Annotated in this window: 12 protein-coding genes; all 12 read left to right on the plus strand. The window is 74.0% G+C overall.

Annotation, left to right across the window (positions count from 1 at the left end):
* Positions 1–429 precede the first annotated feature (429 nt).
* Complete coding sequence (locus ACFU74_RS09180; protein WP_380754133.1) at positions 430–2,358, plus strand: TIGR03960 family B12-binding radical SAM protein; 1,929 nt, start codon at positions 430–432, stop codon at positions 2,356–2,358.
* A gap of 125 nt (positions 2,359–2,483) precedes the next feature.
* Positions 2,484–2,744: a type II toxin-antitoxin system VapB family antitoxin gene (locus tag ACFU74_RS09185; protein ID WP_380754136.1), complete on the plus strand. Its 261-nt coding sequence runs from the start codon at positions 2,484–2,486 to the stop codon at positions 2,742–2,744.
* A complete protein-coding gene (locus ACFU74_RS09190; protein ID WP_380754139.1) occupies positions 2,720–3,148 on the plus strand; it encodes a PIN domain-containing protein in 429 nt (142 codons plus the stop codon). Before ACFU74_RS09185 ends, ACFU74_RS09190 begins: the two co-directional genes overlap by 25 nt.
* Positions 3,149–3,323: 175 nt before the next feature.
* Complete coding sequence (locus ACFU74_RS09195; protein WP_380754142.1) at positions 3,324–4,124, plus strand: TIGR03936 family radical SAM-associated protein; 801 nt, start codon at positions 3,324–3,326, stop codon at positions 4,122–4,124.
* Positions 4,125–4,520: 396 nt separating this feature from the next.
* Positions 4,521–8,096: a ribonuclease E/G gene (locus ACFU74_RS09200; RefSeq protein WP_380754145.1), complete on the plus strand. Its 3,576-nt coding sequence runs from the start codon at positions 4,521–4,523 to the stop codon at positions 8,094–8,096.
* 220 nt (positions 8,097–8,316) lie between these two features.
* Positions 8,317–8,634 (plus strand): 50S ribosomal protein L21, encoded by a 318-nt coding sequence (gene rplU / locus ACFU74_RS09205; protein ID WP_030397424.1) that lies wholly within the window; start codon positions 8,317–8,319, stop codon positions 8,632–8,634.
* A gap of 12 nt (positions 8,635–8,646) precedes the next feature.
* Positions 8,647–8,904, plus strand: a complete 258-nt coding sequence (gene rpmA, locus ACFU74_RS09210) for a 50S ribosomal protein L27 (protein ID WP_344342406.1) — start codon at positions 8,647–8,649, stop codon at positions 8,902–8,904.
* A 102-nt stretch (positions 8,905–9,006) separates the two neighbouring features.
* The gene (gene obgE / locus ACFU74_RS09215) at positions 9,007–10,485 is read left to right on the plus strand and encodes a GTPase ObgE (protein WP_380754148.1); all 1,479 of its coding nucleotides are present in this window, start codon (positions 9,007–9,009) and stop codon (positions 10,483–10,485) included.
* Positions 10,486–10,707: 222 nt separating this feature from the next.
* Complete coding sequence (gene proB / locus ACFU74_RS09220) at positions 10,708–11,844, plus strand: glutamate 5-kinase (protein ID WP_380754151.1); 1,137 nt, start codon at positions 10,708–10,710, stop codon at positions 11,842–11,844.
* 140 nt (positions 11,845–11,984) lie between these two features.
* Positions 11,985–12,509 carry a hypothetical protein gene (locus ACFU74_RS09225; RefSeq protein ID WP_380754154.1) on the plus strand — a complete coding sequence of 175 codons (525 nt, stop codon included), beginning with the start codon at positions 11,985–11,987 and terminating at the stop codon, positions 12,507–12,509.
* 120 nt (positions 12,510–12,629) lie between these two features.
* On the plus strand, positions 12,630–13,952 hold the full coding sequence (locus ACFU74_RS09230; protein WP_380754157.1) for a glutamate-5-semialdehyde dehydrogenase: 1,323 nt from the start codon (positions 12,630–12,632) through the stop codon (positions 13,950–13,952).
* Positions 13,953–14,052: 100 nt separating this feature from the next.
* Positions 14,053–14,640, plus strand: coding sequence for a hypothetical protein (locus ACFU74_RS09235; protein ID WP_380754160.1), 588 nt, complete (start codon positions 14,053–14,055; stop codon positions 14,638–14,640).
* Positions 14,641–14,699 lie beyond the last annotated feature (59 nt).

The following is a 14,699-nucleotide window of genomic DNA, read 5'->3' on the forward strand; positions in this document are numbered from 1 at the left end:
GGGCGGGGCGGCGCGGCCGGGGGGCTCGGCCGGGGGAGGGTGCGGGGGTCGCGCCGGGCCCTCCCGGCGCGGCCGGTGCGCGCGCGGCCGACTCCCTGTCCCGGGGACGCACTGGACCTTCCGGTGGAGCCTTGCCAGTACCGCACGCGGCCTCGGAGCGTGTCAACAGTCGTCGGGCACCCGCGGTGGGGCCGCGGTGGGCCCGTGGTGGGACGCCGGTGGGGCCGCGTTCACGTGCGGGATCCGCCGCCCGGGGCGGGCGGCGGCGGCCCCGCGGCGGCCCCGCGGCGGCCCCGCGGCGGCCCCGCGGCGGACCTCGGCCGGGCCGCGGGCCATGCCGGTTCGGCTACCCTTGAGGGTCACCCCTCCCAGCCGTCGCCCCCGCCAAGTGCGCGGCGGTCCCGAACGTCGTAAGGGTTCCTAGTACACATGACTGTCGAATCGGTCTTCCCACGCCTGGAGGCCCTCCTCCCGCACGTCCAGAAGCCGATCCAGTACGTCGGCGGCGAGCTGAACTCGACCGTCAAGGACTGGGACGCCTGCGACGTCCGCTGGGCGCTGATGTACCCCGACGCCTACGAGGTCGGCCTGCCCAACCAGGGCGTCATGATCCTCTACGAGGTGCTCAACGAGCAGGAGGGCGTCCTGGCCGAGCGCACCTACAGCGTCTGGCCGGACCTTGAGGCGCTGATGCGCGAGCACGGCGTCCCCCAGTTCACCGTGGACGCCCACCGGCCGGTGCGCGCCTTCGACGTGTTCGGGCTGTCCTTCTCCACCGAGCTCGGCTACACCAACATGCTGGCCGCGCTCGACCTGGCCGGCATCCCGCTGGACGCCCGCGACCGCACCGACGAGGACCCGGTCGTGCTGGCCGGCGGCCACGCCGCGTTCAACCCCGAGCCGATCGCGGACTTCATCGACTGCGCGGTGATCGGCGACGGCGAGCAGGCCGTGCTCGACATCACCAGGATCGTCCGGGAGTGGAAGGCCGAGGGGCGCCCCGGCGGGCGGGACGAGCTGCTGCTGCGGCTGGCCCGCACCGGCGGCGTCTACGTGCCGAAGTTCTACGACGTCGAGTACCTGGCCGACGGCCGGATCGGGCGCGTGGTGCCGAACGCCCCCGGCGTGCCGTGGCGGGTCTCCAAGCACACCGTGATGGACCTCGACGAGTGGCCCTACCCGAAGCAGCCGCTCGTCCCGCTCGCCGAGACCGTCCACGAGCGGATGTCCGTCGAGATCTTCCGCGGCTGCACCCGCGGCTGCCGCTTCTGCCAGGCCGGCATGATCACGCGCCCCGTGCGGGAGCGAAGCATCACCGGCATCGGCGAGATGGTCGAGCGCGGGCTCAAGGCGACCGGCTTCGAGGAGGTCGGCCTGCTGTCGCTGTCCTCCGCGGACCACACCGAGATCGGGGACGTCGCCAAGGGCCTGGCCGACCGCTACGCCGACGACAAGATCGGCCTGTCGCTGCCGTCCACCCGGGTCGACGCCTTCAACATCGACCTCGCCAACGAGCTCAGCCGCAACGGCCGCCGCTCCGGCCTCACCTTCGCCCCCGAGGGCGGCAGTGAGCGCATGCGCAAGGTGATCAACAAGATGGTGTCGGAGGAGGACCTCATCCGCACCGTCGCCACCGCCTACGGCAACGGCTGGCGCCAGGTGAAGCTGTACTTCATGTGCGGCCTGCCCACCGAGACCGACGAGGACGTGCTCCAGATCGGCGAGATGGCGAAGAACGTCATCCAGAAGGGCCGCGAGGTCACCGGCCAGAACGACATCCGCTGCACCGTCTCCATCGGCGGGTTCGTGCCCAAGCCGCACACCCCGTTCCAGTGGGCCCCGCAGCTGTCCGCCGAGGCCACCGACGCCCGCCTGGCCAAGCTGCGCGACTCGATCCGCGGCGACCGCAAGTACGGCAAGAACATCGGCTACCGCTACCACGACGGCAAGCCCGGCATCGTCGAGGGCCTGCTCTCCCGCGGCGACCGCCGGATCGGCGCGGTCATCCGCGCGGTCTACGAGGACGGCGGCCGCTTCGACGGCTGGCGCGAGCACTTCTCCTACGACCGCTGGATGGCCTCCGCCGAGAAGGGCCTGGCCGGCACCGGCGTCGACGTCGACTGGTACACCACCCGCGAGCGCGGCTACGAGGAGGTCCTGCCCTGGGACCACCTGGACAGCGGTCTCGACAAGGACTGGCTGTGGGAGGACTGGCAGGACGCCCTGGAGGAGGTCGAGGTCGACGACTGCCGCTGGACCCCGTGCTTCGACTGCGGCGTCTGCCCGCAGCTCGGACTCGATATCCAGATCGGCCCCACCGGCAAGAAGCTCCTCCCGCTCACCGTGGTGAACAAGTAGTAGCAATACCGTAGCCCCCGACAGAGATATCTCTGTCGGGGGCTACGCCATCTCAAACGGGACTTGCATGAGTGATGTTGCCAGTGAGATGGTGGATATATACATCATGAGAGGTGGTGTAATATATGTCGAAGACCGTGATCGATATCGATGACGAGGCTCTGGCTCTGGCTGCCGAGGTGCTTGGCACGACCACCAAGAAGGACACGGTCAACGCGGCCCTGATCGAGATAGGGGCGAGGCGTCGCAGGGAGCTCGCACTGCAGGAGTTGGTGCGGCTCGCTGAGGGCGGCGCCTTCGACCGGGTCCTGGAGCCGGGCTTCAAGGACGAGGCGTGGCGAGGAAAGCAGGGTGGGGCCGAGTGGGAGAGCGCGACGACTTCCTGATCGATTCGTCTGCGGCGGCGCGGCTGCTGACGCGGCCGACGGCGCTGGCCGCGTGGAGCGAGGCTCTGACTTCCGGGTGGGTCGGCATGTGTTCGGCAGTCGAGGCCGAACTGCTCTACTCGGCCCGTTCGGTCTCCGAGATGCGGGCGATGTCGGCGCAGTTCGATCGGCTGTACACATGGTGGGTCATGCCGGACGACGTGTGGCGCCGTGTCCGGGCGCTGCGGTTCACGCTGGCCGAATCGGGGGCCCACCGCCCTGCGGGTGTGGTTGACCTGCTCCTGGCCGCGACTGCCTTGCATCACGGGTTGACCGTGCTGCACTACGACCGGGATTTCGAGACGCTCGCCAAGCACACCGAGCTCAAGACCCGGTGGCTCGCGGAGCCCGGTTCGTTGGACTGAGGGGCGGCTGCCGCCCGGGGGCGGGGCGAGGGGTGGGCCGGGGCGCGTACCCTTTGAGGTGACAGCGTCCGGACAGTGGCGGGAAAACGCCTCCGCTGCGGACGGGGAAAAACTGACGAAGGACTGAGCGACCCTGGCACGCCGTACGCCCGACGGTCCGCCGCCCGCGCCGACGGTGCAGCGGATCCGTCTCCGCTACACCAAGCGCGGCCGGCTCCGCTTCACCAGCCACCGCGACTTCCAGCGCGCCTTCGAGCGCGCCCTGCGCCGGTCGGCGGTGCCGATGGCCTACTCGGCCGGCTTCACCCCGCACCCCAAGGTGTCCTACGCCAACGCGGCACCGACCGGTGTGGCCAGCGAGGCGGAGTACCTGGAGATCGGACTCGCCGCCCCCCGTGACCCCGAGGAGCTGCGCGTCCTGCTGGACGAGTCGCTGCCCAGGGGCCTCGACGTGATCGACGCGGTCGAGGTGCGCACGTCCAACTTCGTGGAGCGCCTGGAGGCCTCCGAATGGCGGGTCCGGCTCGACGGGGTCGAGCCGCAGGAGGCGGACCGCGCGGCCGCGGCGTTCCTCGCCGAGGAGCGGGTCGAGGTCGAACGCCTCACCAAGAACGGCGTCCGGGTCTTCGACGCGCGCGGTGCGGTGGCGGCTCTCGAAGTCCTCCCGCCGCAGGTCGACGGCGGTGCGGACGCAGCGGGTGAAGAGGCCCGCGATGTTCGGACCGGGCGTCCCTGTGCGATACTGCGCCTGGTAGTACGACACGCCACACCCGCCGTACGACCCGACGACGTGTTGTCCGGTCTCCGTGCGACGGCCGACCTGGCGCCGCCGGTCCCCGCAGAGGTGACCAGGCTGGCGCAGGGGCCGCTCGACGAGGGGACCGGCACGGTGACCGACCCGTTGGCGCTCGACCGCGCCGCGGCCCCGGCCGGCCCTGTGGCCACCGGCGAGCCGCGCGCAACCGCGTCCGCCTAGCGGGCGGAGGCCGGGTCCAGTTCCCCACTGGGCCCGCTGGTCCTCCAGGCCCCCGCGGCTCCCCAGGGGAGCGAGCGTCGTCGAAGCACAGGCCGGCCTCTTGCGGCCCGCCGACCCCGACGGTCGGTGGGCCCGAGGACCCCGTCCGGGAGCCACCCGGGGTTGGGGGACGGCGCAGCTTGGGAAAACCTCAGAAGACTGGTCAGACCAGAAGACTTTCGACACCCCGCCGAGCGCGGGGCGCCGAGCGAGACTACGAGCCCCTGTGCGGCCTCGCGTCCGCGCGGCGGCACCGTGAAAGGGTCCGGCCCGAGCATCGTCGCGATGCCGGCCGGCCACCGGTGCCGCGCCGTGCCCGGATGCGGAGCCCGGGGGCCTGACGGGAGATCCACCCGCATGCTCGAGAACACCGATCCGCAGCAGTCTGCGGCAACGGAACACAACGACACCGCCGCTGCCGGCGGGGAGGGCGCGTCCGCCGCGCCGCCGCGCCGGCGCCGCCGCGCGGTCTCCCGCCCGGCCGGAGCGCCGCAGGGCGCGGCCGCGGAGAGCGCCGAGACGGTCATCGCGGCCGAGGAGCCGGCGCCGGTCGCGGCCGAGCCCGAGCCCGCCGCCGAGCCGGTGGCGGAGAAGCCGGTGCGCGCCCGCCGCACCCGCAAGCGCGCCGAGGCGCCCGCCGGTGCGCCCGAGGCCACCGCCATCGTGGTCACCGCGCCGGAGGCCGACGAAGCCCCGGTCGCGACCGAGGAGCCGGAGAAGGCCGAGAAGCCGGAGAAGCCCGTGCGGGCCCGCCGGACCCGCAAGAAGGCCGAGACCGCGCCGGCCGAGGAGCCGGTGCAGGCCGTCGCCGCCGCCGAGCCCGAGCCCGAGCCCGAGCCCGAGCCCGTGGCCGCCCCGGCGGCCGTCGAGGCGCCCGCCGAGGAGGCGCCGGCCGCTCCGGCGCGCCGTACCCGCCGCCGCCGTGTGGTCGAGGCCGCCCCGGTGGTCGAGCCCGCCGCCGTCGAGGAGCCGGTGGCTGAGGAGCCCGAGGCCGAGGAGACCCCGGCCGAGGAGCCGGTCGTCGAGCCCGCCCCCGCCGTCGAGCAGCCCGCCCCCGCGCCGGCCGCCGAGGCCGAGCCGCCGCAGCGGGTGCGCCGCCGCGCGGTCCGCCCGTCCACCGCGATCTTCCAGGCGCCGGTCTTCCAGGAGCCCGCCCCCTACGTCGCCCCCGCCGCGCAGGCCGCCCCGGCCGCGCAGGCCGCCCCGCAGCCGGCCGCCGTCGAGGCGCCCGCCGCGCCGGCCGAGCGCGAGGAGGACGAGTTCGAGTACAGCGGCGTCGGCCGCCGCCGCCGCGTCCGCACCTCGGTGCGGGTGCAGACCCCGGCCCGCCAGAAGGCGGCCGCCGAGAAGCCCGCGGTCGAGAAGCCCGCCGCTGCCAAGGCCGCGGCCGCCAAGTCCGCAGCCGCCAAGCCGGTCGTCGAGGAGCCGGCCGCCGAGGCGCCCGCCGTCGTCGAGGCCCCCGCCACCGGCCCCGAGGCCGAGGACGAGTGGGAGGACGGCCGCCCGTCGCGCCGCCGCCGCCGCGGTGGCCGCCGCCGCCGTCGCGGTGAGGCCGAGGACGCCGAGGCCGAGGCGCCCGAGACCGAGCAGCCCGCCGCCGAGGAGCCGGTCGAGGACGCCGACGAGGAGGACGAGGACGACGACCTGGCCGCCGGCCTGTCGTCGTCGCGCCGCCGTCGCCGCCGTCGCCGCCGCAGCGGTGAGGCCGGCGCCGTCGAGACCGCCGAGACCACCGAGGACGGCGTCCGCACGGTGGTGAAGGTGCGCGAGCCGCGCCGCCGCTCCACCGAGCCGTCGTTCGACCCGGACGAGGTGCAGTCCATCAAGGGCTCCACCCGCCTGGAGGCCAAGAAGCAGCGCCGCCGCGAGGGCCGCGAGCTGGGCCGCCGCCGGGTGCCGATCATCACCGAGGCCGAGTTCCTGGCCCGCCGCGAGTCGGTCGAGCGCGTCATGGTGGTGCGCCAGAACGGCCAGCGGACCCAGATCGGCGTCCTTGAGGACGGCGTGCTCGTGGAGCACTACGTCAACAAGGAGCAGGCCACCTCGTACGTCGGCAACGTCTACCTGGGCAAGGTCCAGAACGTGCTGCCGTCGATGGAGGCCGCCTTCGTCGACATCGGCAAGGGCCGCAACGCGGTGCTGTACGCCGGCGAGGTCAACTTCGGCGCGCTCGGCGGCCACGGCGGCCCGCGCCGGATCGAGTCCGTGCTGAAGTCCGGCCAGTCCGTGCTGGTGCAGGTCTCCAAGGACCCGATCGGCCACAAGGGCGCCCGACTGACCAGCCAGATCTCGCTGCCCGGCCGCTACCTGGTCTACGTGCCCGAGGGCTCGATGACCGGCATCTCCCGCAAGCTGCCGGAGAACGAGCGCGCCCGTCTGAAGCAGATCCTCAAGAAGATCGTCCCGGACGACGCCGGCGTCATCGTGCGCACCGCCGCCGAGGGCGCCTCCGAGGAGGAGCTGACCCGCGACGTCCAGCGGCTGCAGCAGCAGTGGGAGGACATCCAGAAGAAGGCCGCGTCCGGCAACGCCCCCGCGCTGCTGTACGGCGAGCCGGACATGACCGTCCGGGTCGTCCGCGACATCTTCAACGAGGACTTCACCAAGGTCATCGTCTCCGGCAACGAGGCGTGGAACACCATCCACGACTACGTCTCCAACGTGGCCCCGGACCTCGCCGGGCGGCTCCAGCGGTGGACCTCCGAGGTGGACGTCTTCGCCACCTACCGGATCGACGAGCAGCTGATGAAGGCGCTGGACCGCAAGGTCTGGCTGCCCAGCGGCGGCTCGCTGGTGATCGACCGCACCGAGGCGATGGTCGTCATCGACGTCAACACCGGGAAGTTCGTCGGCCAGGGCGGCAACCTGGAGGAGACGGTCACCCGGAACAACATCGAGGCGGCCGAGGAGATCGTGCGCCAGCTGCGGCTGCGCGACCTCGGCGGCATCATCGTGATCGACTTCATCGACATGGTCCTGGAGTCCAACCGCGACCTGGTGCTGCGCCGGCTGCTGGAGTGCCTGGGCCGGGACCGGACCAAGCACCAGGTGGCCGAGGTCACCTCGCTGGGCCTGGTGCAGATGACCCGCAAGCGGGTCGGCCAGGGGCTGCTGGAGTCCTTCTCCGAGCCGTGCGTGCACTGCAACGGCCGCGGTGTGATCGTCCACATGGAGCAGCCGAGCGCCCACGTGCACGCCGGTGGCACCGCCGCCGTCGAGGCGGGCTCGGGCAGCGGCAAGCGCCGTCGCCGGGGCAAGGGCGGCGCGGCCCACGAGGAGCCGCAGGCCGTCGAGGTCGCCCAGGCCGTGGAGTCCGTCGAGCCGGTGGAGGCCGTCGAGGCGGGCGCCCCCGAGGCGCCGGTCCGCGAGGAGATCGAGGGCCAGCTGGCGATCGAGGTGCCGGGCGTCGAGCAGGAGCCGGCCGAGGCCGCCGCCGAGCCGGCCGCGGTCGTCGAGGCGCCCGCCGCGCCGGCCCCCGCCACCACGGCCGCCGGGCGGCCCCGCCGCCGGGCGGTGCGCAAGGCGACGGCCCCGGCCGGCGCGCCGGGCGAGGCGGAGATCGTGGTGCTCCAGGCCAAGGCCGAGGCGGCGCTGGAGTCGGCCCTCGCGGCCGTCAGCCCGGCCGCGGAGGCCCCGGCCGAGGCGGTCGTGACCGAGGCGGTGGCCGAGCCGGTCGCCGTCGAGGCCGAGGCCGTCACCGAGCCGGCCCCCGAGGCCGCCGAGGCCCCCGAGGCCGCGGCCGAGGAGCCCGCCGAGGAGGCGCCGGCGCCGAAGAAGCGGGCGGCCCGCAAGACCGCCGCCAAGAAGACCACCGCCGCCAAGAAGACGACGGCGGCGGCGAAGAAGACCACCGCCCGCAAGACCGCCACCAAGCGGACGAGCGCGGCGGCCAAGAAGGCGGCGGCCGCCGAGGGTGATACGGCGGCCGAGTAGTGCCCCGGCCCGGGGCGGACACCCTCCGCCCCGGGCCAGTACGGGCCGGTTTGCCCCCGCGGCGGCCGGTCCGTATTCTTGACCACTGGCGTGTCTGCGCCATGCTCCCGAGCACATCACCTCCCGGTCCTCGCAAGGGGCCCACGGGAGAGGTCCCCTGTGTCCGTACCCAGGTGGCTGGCATCAGGAGCTCCGACCGAGTTGGGAAAGTAGGTACCGCATGTACGCGATCGTTCGCGCCGGCGGCCGCCAGCACAAGGTCGCCGTCGGCGACGTGCTGGAGATCGACCGTATCGAGGCCAAGCCGGGTGACTCGGTGGAGCTCTCCACCATCCTGGTGGTCGACGGCGAGGCCGTCACCTCCGACCCGTGGGTGCTGGCCGGCGTCAAGGCCCACGCCGAGGTCGTCGACCAGACCAAGGGTGACAAGATCGTCATCCTGCGTTACAAGAACAAGACGGGTTACCGCCGTCGCCAGGGCCACCGCCAGCAGCACACCGCGGTGCGCATCACCAGCATCGACTCGGTCAGCAAGTAAGGGGATAGCCAGATGGCACACAAGAAGGGCGCAAGCTCTACCCGCAACGGCCGTGACTCGAACGCCCAGCGCCTCGGCGTGAAGCGCTTCGGCGGCCAGGTCGTCTCCGCCGGCGAGATCCTCGTCCGCCAGCGCGGCACCCACTTCCACCCGGGTGCCGGTGTCGGTCGCGGTGGCGACGACACCCTGTTCGCGCTGACCGCCGGTGCCGTGCAGTTCGGCACCCGCCGCGGCCGCAAGGTCGTCAACGTCGTGGCCGTCGAGGCCTGAGTCACACCTGACTCACACTGAAGGGTGGGCCGGAATGTTCCGGTCCACCCTTCGCGCTTTACCGCAGGCAGAACAATTTCCTTTCGCATCGGAGGCACTTCCATGACCACCTTCGTGGACCGCGTCGAGCTCCACGTCGCCGCGGGCAGCGGGGGCCACGGCTGCGCCTCCGTGCACCGCGAGAAGTTCAAGCCGCTCGGCGGCCCGGACGGCGGCAACGGCGGTGAGGGCGGCAGCGTCATCCTCACCGTCGACGCGCAGGTCACCACCCTGCTCGAGTACCACCACTCGCCCAAGCGCAAGGCCACCAACGGCAAGCCCGGCGCGGGCGGCCACCGCACCGGCGCCGACGGCCAGGACCTCGTCCTCGCCGTGCCGGACGGCACCGTCGTCCTCGACAAGAAGGGCAACGTGCTCGCCGACCTCGTCGGCCACGGCACCAGCTTCGTCGCCGCCCAGGGCGGCCGCGGCGGCCTCGGCAACGCCGCGCTCGCCTCCGCCCGCCGCAAGGCCCCCGGCTTCGCGCTGCTCGGCGAGCCCGGCGACGCCCGCGACATCGTGATGGAGCTCAAGTCCGTCGCCGACGTCGCCCTCGTCGGCTACCCGAGCGCCGGCAAGTCCTCGCTGATCTCCGTGCTCTCCGCCGCGAAGCCGAAGATCGCCGACTACCCGTTCACCACCCTGATCCCCAACCTCGGCGTGGTCACCGCCGGCGACACCGTCTACACCATCGCCGACGTCCCCGGCCTCATCCCCGGCGCCAGCCAGGGCCGCGGCCTCGGCCTGGAGTTCCTGCGGCACGTCGAGCGCTGCTCCGTGCTGGTGCACGTGCTGGACTGCGCCACCCTGGAGCCCGGCCGCGACCCGCTGAGCGACCTGGAGACCATCGAGGCCGAACTCGCCCAGTACGGCGGCCTCGACGACCGCCCGCGGCTGGTCGCCCTCAACAAGACCGACGTGCCGGACGGCCAGGACATCGCCGACCTCACCCGCGCCTCCCTGGAGGAGCGCGGCCACCGCGTCTTCGAGGTCTCCGCCGCCTCCCGCAAGGGCCTGCGCGAACTGAGCTTCGCCCTGGCGCAGATCGTCACCGAGGCCCGCGCCGCGAAGCCGGTCGAGGAGTCCACCCGGATCGTGCTGCGGCCCGCCGCCGTCGACGACACCGGCTTCACCATCACCGAGGAGGACGGCGCCTACCGCATCCGCGGCGGCAAGCCCGAGCGCTGGGTGCGGCAGACCGACTTCTCGAACGACGAGGCCGTCGGCTACCTCGCCGACCGCCTTGCCCGCCTCGGCGTCGAGCAGGAGCTGTGGAAGGTCGGCGCGCACGAGGGCGACACCGTCATCATCGGCCCCGACGAGAACGCCGTCGTCTTCGACTGGGAGCCGACCATGGCCGCCGGCGCCGAGATGCTCGGCCGCCGCGGTGAGGACCACCGCTTCGAGACCCAGCGCCCGGCCGTCGACCGCCGCCGCGAGAAGCAGAAGGGCCGGGACGCCGCCGAGGCCGAGTACCTCGCCTTCGAGGCGCTCTCCAGCGGCCGCCAGGCCGCCATCGAGGGCGACGACGAGGACGACTGAGTCCGGACCGGTCCATGACCCGGGCAAGCCCCCGCCGCCTTTCCAACAGGCGCCGGGGGCTTCGCCGTTGACGGGGCGTCGGGCCGCCGGGGGCCTTCGCGGGGAATGTCCGGCCGCTGGAACGGGGTGCGGCCGGGGTGCGCCGATCGCGTAGATTGCGGGGGATGCGGCCGGGGCCCGGACCCGCCGCCAGCGCACCACACCGGAAGGGTGAAACCCGAGATGAGCGAGGAAGAACTGCGGGCCGAGGTGCTGACCGCGCGGCGCATCGTCGTCAAGGTCGGCTCGTCCTCACTCACCACCGCCGCCGGCGGCATCGACGCCGACCGGGTCGACGCCCTCGTCGACGCCCTCGCCAAGGTCCGCACCCGCCCCGACGCCCCCGAGGTCGTGCTCGTCTCTTCCGGTGCCATCGCCGCCGGGCTCTCCCCGCTCGGCCTGGAGAAGCGCCCCAAGGACCTCGCCCGCCAGCAGGCCGCCGCCAGCGTCGGCCAGGGCCTGCTGATCGCCCGCTACACCGCCTCCTTCGCCCGCTACGGGCTGCGCGTCGGCCAGGTCCTGCTCACCGCCGAGGACGCCAGCCGGCGCGCCCACTACCGCAACGCCTACCGCACCCTCGACCAGCTGCTCGCGATGGGCGCGATGCCGATCGTCAACGAGAACGACACCGTCGCCACCGCCGAAATCAAGTTCGGCGACAACGACCGGCTGGCCGCCCTGGTCGCCCACCTGGTCCGCGCCGACCTGCTCGTCCTGCTCTCCGACGTCGACGGCCTCTACGACGGCGACCCCTCCCGCCCCGGCGCCAGCCGGATCGCCCAGGTCGCCGGGCCGCACGACCTCGACGGCATCGAGATCGGCAGCGCCGGCAAGGCCGGGGTCGGCACCGGCGGCATGGTCACCAAGGTCGAGGCCGCCCGGATCGCCACCGGCGCCGGCATCCCCGTCGTCCTCACCGCCGCCAGCCACGCCGCCGACGCGCTCGCCGGCCGCCCCACCGGAACCCTCTTCCTGCGCACCGGCAGCCGCTCCTCCGACCGGATGCTCTGGCTCGCCCACGCCAGCAGCCCGCGCGGCGCCCTGCACCTGGACGAGGGCGCCGTCACGGCCGTCGTCTCCGGCGGTGCCTCACTGCTGCCCGCCGGGGTCACCAAGGTCGACGGCGAGTTCGCCGCGGGTGATCCGGTGGACCTTCTTGCCGAAAACGGCCACATCGTCGCGCGCGGACTGGTCAACTTTGATGCGAGGGAGTTGCCCCGCCTGCTCGGCCGGTCCACCCGGGACCTCGCCCAGGAGTTCGGCGCCGCCTACGAGCGGGAGGTCGTCCACCGCGACGACCTGGTCGTCCTGCGCGGCTGACCGGCCGCCGGACCGCCGGGACGCGGGCGGCTCCGCACGGGGAGCACGCCCGGCCACGGGCGAGGTGGGGCGCGGTCGTACGCGCGCCGGCCGGGGCCGGCTGGTACGACGACACGACATCGCCGAACAGGAGGCCGCCGGTGGAACGCAGGCGCGAGGCAGCGCTGACCGGAGGGACCGCGGGCCGGCGGCTGACCAGCATCGACGGCGGCGGGGACGACGCCGCTGCCGGGCCGGCCGGTCCGCCGCCCCAGGGACCCGCCACGGTGCACCGGCTCCGGGCGGAGCGGCGCCCCGCCGCCGAGCCGCCCACCGCGCCCGAACAGGCCCGGCTCTGGCACGTGGTGCTCAGCGTGGCCGGGCCGGTCACGCCGCTGTCCGAGCTGCGCGCCGGCCTGGAGCAGCTGGCGCACGACCACTCGTTCTTCCTGACCGCCCGTTACGCCGCCGACCACGCCGAGATCCGCTACTGGGAGCAGGCCCGCGACCTGCACGACGCGGCGGCGATCGCGCTGCGGCTGTGGGGCGAGCACAAGGTGACGGCCAAGCTGCCGCCGTGGGAGATCGTCGGCCTGGAGGTGGTGGACCGGGCGACCTACCACCAGCGCGTCGCCGAGGGCTTCGCCGGCCCGCCCCCGCAACTGGGCGGGGTCCACCCCTACTGAGGGGGTGGGGAGGGGAAGGGCCCCGTGCGGGAGGAGCGCGTGCGGGAGCCGAGGAACGGGGGTGTCTCATCGGGCGAAATGGGGCGGGGGAGGGCTGAGGCCCTCCACTACGCTGGGCGCATGAGCAGCGACCTCGCCACCGCCGACAGCCCCGTCCTCGCCGTAGCGCGCCGAGCCCGGGAGGCCGCCGCCGTGCTCGCCCCGCTGCCGCGCAGCGCGAAGGACGCCGCGCTGCGGGCCGTCGCCGACGCCCTGGTCGCCCGCGCCGCCGAGATCACCGCCGCCAACGCCGAGGACGTCGAGCGGGCCCGCGCGGCCGGCACCGCCGAGTCGGTGATCGACCGGCTCACCCTCACCGAGGAGCGGATCGCCGCCATCGCCGCCGACGTCCGCGACGTGGCCGGCCTGCCCGACCCGGTCGGCGAGGTGGTGCGCGGCTACACCCTGCCCAACGGCCTGGACGTGCGTCAGGTCCGGGTACCGCTCGGCGTCGTCGGCATCATCTACGAGGCCCGCCCCAACGTCACCGTCGACGCCGCCGCGCTCTGCCTGAAGTCCGGCAACGCCGTGCTGCTGCGCGGCTCCGCCTCCGCCTACCGCTCCAACACCGCGCTGGTCGGCGTGCTGCGCGACGCCGTCGAGGCGGCCGGCTTGCCGGCCGACGCGGTGCAGCTCGTCCCGGGCGAGAGCCGGGACTCCGTGCAGGAGCTGATGCGCGCCCGGGGCCTGGTCGACGTGCTCATCCCGCGCGGCGGCGCCTCGCTGATCCGCACCGTCGTCGAGGGCTCCACCGTCCCCGTCATCGAGACCGGCACCGGCAACTGCCACGTCTACGTCGACGCCCGGGCGGACCTGGCGATGGCCGTCGGGATCCTGCTCAACTCCAAGGCCCAGCGGGTCAGCGTCTGCAACGCGGCCGAGACCCTGCTGGTCCACCAGGACATCGCCGACGACTTCCTGCCGCTCGCGCTCGCCGCGCTCGCCGAGGCCGGGGTCACCGTGCACGGCGACGAGGCGGTGCTGAAGGCCGCCGAGGGCTCCGCCGCCACCGTGCTGCCCGCCACCGACGAGGACTGGGAGACCGAGTACCTGTCGTACGACATCGCGGCCGCCGTCGTCCCCTCGCTGGACGCCGCCGTCGCGCACATCCGCCGCTGGACCTCCGGCCACACCGAGGCCATCGTCACCACCTCGCAGGCCGCCGCCCGCCGCTTCACGCAGCTGGTCGACTCGACCACGGTGGCCGTCAACGCCTCGACCCGGTTCACCGACGGCGGTGAGTTCGGCTTCGGCGCCGAGATCGGCATCTCCACCCAGAAGCTGCACGCCCGCGGCCCGATGGGCCTGCCCGAGCTGACCAGCACCAAGTACATCGTCACTGGTGACGGCCACGTCCGGGGCGCGGCGACGCCGACCGTGGGCGGCGCCGCCGACGCCGGCTGAGCCCGGCCGGGGCGGCCGCCGCCGGCCCGTCTTCACACGAGTGACGGACCAACTGCCCCGAGCCCCAGACAAATCGCCCGCCCGGTAATACGCTGAATCCGTGGCTGACGATGTGGGGGGCTTGCCGTACCCCGACGGTGCCGACCACGGTGGTGCGGACGACGAGTTCGCCACCGTGGTCTTCGACGAGGCCTTCGTGCGGTCCGCCGCCGTGCACGAGCCGACGGCCAAGGAGCGGCAGCTGGCCGCCGCCGAGGCCCGCTTCGAGCCCGACACGGCCGGTCCCGGCTGGGCCTATGACGTCCCGCCCGGGGACGGACTGCCGCTGGAGCTGCGTCCGTACCCGAGCCGGCTCGACGACGACCACCGCTATCCCGATCCGTGGACCGGCCCGGGCCGGGCCTCCGGGCGGCGCTCACGGCGCTGGCGCCCGGGCGGCTTCGACCCGATCGGCGCCGGGCGCGGCCGCCACGTCGCCCAGCAGCGCTGGCACCGGCCGGTGGCCTGGGTGCTCGCCGTGATCATGGGCGTGAGCCTGGTCGCGGTGGCGGTCGCGGCGATCTACCAGGGCGTGGGCGGCGCCGGCGGTGCGCCCCGGCGGCCCGAGTCCGGCAGCAGCAGCCCCGGGGTCGACCCGCTGCCGCCGCCGGCCGAGCCGTCGCTCGTGGTCACCGCCCCGACGGGCTGAGCGACGGGGCGGCGGACCGGTGCGTCGGTGCGTCCCGGGCCCGCCGTGACCGGTCACGG

This window comes from Kitasatospora sp. NPDC057500 (assembly GCF_042802195.1).
In the GTDB taxonomy this organism is placed as follows: Bacteria; Actinomycetota; Actinomycetes; order Streptomycetales; family Streptomycetaceae; genus Kitasatospora.

What these genes read in the sequence shown, in the direction of transcription:
- ACFU74_RS09180 (WP_380754133.1), top strand. Translation starts at nt 430, where the DNA reads ATGACTGTCGAATCGGTCTTCCCACGCCTGGAGGCCCTCCTCCCGCAC.
- ACFU74_RS09185 (WP_380754136.1), top strand. Translation starts at nt 2,484, where the DNA reads ATGTCGAAGACCGTGATCGATATCGATGACGAGGCTCTGGCTCTGGCT.
- ACFU74_RS09200 (WP_380754145.1), top strand. Translation starts at nt 4,521, where the DNA reads ATGCTCGAGAACACCGATCCGCAGCAGTCTGCGGCAACGGAACACAAC.
- rplU (WP_030397424.1), top strand. Translation starts at nt 8,317, where the DNA reads ATGTACGCGATCGTTCGCGCCGGCGGCCGCCAGCACAAGGTCGCCGTC.
- rpmA (WP_344342406.1), top strand. Translation starts at nt 8,647, where the DNA reads ATGGCACACAAGAAGGGCGCAAGCTCTACCCGCAACGGCCGTGACTCG.
- obgE (WP_380754148.1), top strand. Translation starts at nt 9,007, where the DNA reads ATGACCACCTTCGTGGACCGCGTCGAGCTCCACGTCGCCGCGGGCAGC.
- proB (WP_380754151.1), top strand. Translation starts at nt 10,708, where the DNA reads ATGAGCGAGGAAGAACTGCGGGCCGAGGTGCTGACCGCGCGGCGCATC.
- ACFU74_RS09230 (WP_380754157.1), top strand. Translation starts at nt 12,630, where the DNA reads ATGAGCAGCGACCTCGCCACCGCCGACAGCCCCGTCCTCGCCGTAGCG.